This window comes from Acinetobacter lactucae (genome assembly GCF_013344765.1).
Lineage (GTDB): Bacteria > Pseudomonadota > Gammaproteobacteria > Pseudomonadales > Moraxellaceae > Acinetobacter > Acinetobacter lactucae_A.
On the sequence record NZ_JABVBF010000309.1, the window covers coordinates 1 to 1,558 of the forward strand.

Annotated in this window: 1 protein-coding gene and 1 pseudogene; one reads left to right on the forward strand and one right to left on the reverse strand. The window is 34.3% G+C overall.

The genetic code is table 11. The features are described from left to right. Positions 1 to 69: 69 nt before the first annotated feature. The gene (filA, locus tag HUN22_RS16920) at positions 70 to 921 is read right to left on the reverse strand and encodes a putative pilus system protein FilA (protein ID WP_200043926.1); all 852 of its coding nucleotides are present in this window, start codon (positions 919 to 921) and stop codon (positions 70 to 72) included. A gap of 355 nt (positions 922 to 1,276) precedes the next feature. Between filA and HUN22_RS16925 the strand changes: the two are divergent. Beyond that, a pseudogene (locus HUN22_RS16925) lies at positions 1,277 to 1,558 on the forward strand (aminodeoxychorismate synthase component I); the annotation flags it as partial.

The following is a 1,558-nucleotide window of genomic DNA, read 5'->3' on the forward strand; positions in this document are numbered from 1 at the left end:
CAAAATTGACAGAGTTAACAAATAAAAAAGCGCGTATTTGACGCGCTTTTTTATTAAAACACTTTTAGCTTAGTGACCAGAGATTGTAATTGTAGAAGTTCCTACATTTAAACCTTGGATTTCAACATCACCAATTGAAGCATTAGCAGCGGCACCTAAATGTACACCCTGTACATAAACATTCATACCTTGTGCACTATTATTTTGAATTTTTAAGCCTGTTGGTACAACTGAAATGTTAGCATCAACATCTAAATCACCAGTCGTATTACCAGCGCCGCGAACCATAACTTTATCTAAGAAGATTTCACCACCACCTGCAGCATCTTTAATACCAAAGTTAGATAAGGTTAAACCACCTTGTAAGCTTGAGTTTACTTTGATCATTGCACCTTGTGGTGTAGAACCTAATTGTACATTCGCTGAAATTGCGCCTAGAGACAAATCTAAACCAGAGATAATTTCAGTTGGAGCAGTTTCAGTAATACCACGTACAGCAGTAGTTGTATTTAAAGTACCAGAAGTACCCACACCAATAGAACCAACACTTACATTAACAGCACCTACATTTGCAGCAACGTTTAAAAACGCGCCGTTTGTACCTGAAGCACCAACGCTATCAATTTTAAGATCTAACAAGTTTGTTGTTGGATCTACTTGTGTAACTCCTACTCCGCTTACTACAATCGCACCCGCAGTTGCTGCAGCACCAGCAATACCTGTAGTAGGGTTTAAACCATCATTATCATGAATAAATACTTTATCGATAGAAATACCGCCAGCACCTAAAGCAATACCGATATTAATACCATCTTGACCTGTAGCAGCACTAAGCGCAGCATCGTCCATTGACTGCATTGCCATTGCATTTGCGCTGATAGCTAAAGAAGAAACTAAAGCAAGTTTAGTAAACATTTTCATTGAGCACTCTCCCAAGAGCATTTATTTTTTGACTTAACCACTCTCATTGTCTCAAATTGCATTTTTCTTTATATGGCAACCGAAACTTCCAATCCTTGAGCAGTTTTGCTTAGCAATTACTAAATTACATCTACGTTAATTTTTGTTCAACTAGTGTTGTGCATTTTTTGCCAACTACCCGACAAACGGTACACTCAAGTTTTTCTACACAAACTTTGGAGAATACCATAAATCCTAAGCTAAAATTTCGTTCATTTTATCGGCAAAAAATTTATCCTTTAAAAGACTTTATCCTGACGACCTACAACTTGTAGTAAACTAATTATCCTCTCATTAATCACCATCTTATTTAAAAATGTCTCAGTTAAAGAAAAAGCTCTCTTTACATGGTAAAAATGCTGCCGATATTTTAAAAAAATTAGACGGTTTAACTGGACTTATTTATTTAAATGACAACAACAACCCAATTATTGGATTTCTTCCGCAACAATATATTTTAATTCAAAACGAAAATTATTTAGAATTTCAACGTCAAAATATTAATAAATATAAAAATAGATCAAAATCGAATCAACTATTAAATTTCATTCAATTTGAAGAAAAAAAATTAAAAAAAGATATTCAATCAACAACAAGT

Bases quoted from the DNA above. Each gene is read 5' to 3' on its own strand.
- filA (WP_200043926.1), bottom strand. From the start codon at position 921: ATGAAAATGTTTACTAAACTTGCTTTAGTTTCTTCTTTAGCTATCAGC.